Genomic DNA, 284 nt, shown 5'->3' with positions numbered 1-284 from the left:
TGATATGTTACTGTAGTGTTTGGTAACATTGATGCAATAACATCATTAAGATCACCTGTACCATTTGTATTATTACTACTATACCAAGTAGCATCAGCAGCAGTAAGTCCTGCAGGCACTAAGTCTTGCACGGCTATATTCGTAGCAACACCAGGTCCTCGGTTAGTAACTGTTATCGTATATATTGCATCTAACCCAGCAGTATAAGTAGCTCCAGAGTTTAATGTTTTTGTAATTAAAAGATCCGCATCTGTAGTAGCACTATAATCTATATCTACACAATC

The 284-nt window shown here is 37.0% G+C and carries 1 protein-coding gene; it reads right to left on the bottom strand.

Translation table 11 applies throughout. The annotated features are described in order from the left end of the window. Nucleotides 1-284, bottom strand: a 284-nt coding sequence (locus DC53_RS22840; protein ID WP_033032767.1) for a DUF11 domain-containing protein, incomplete at both ends; no start/stop codon positions are given.

Origin of the sequence: Pseudoalteromonas fuliginea (genome assembly GCF_000690055.1) — a bacterium.
Classification (GTDB): Bacteria; Pseudomonadota; Gammaproteobacteria; order Enterobacterales; family Alteromonadaceae; genus Pseudoalteromonas; species Pseudoalteromonas fuliginea.
Note: the sequence above shows the minus strand (reverse complement) of the source record. Positions and strands in the feature narration are given on the sequence as shown.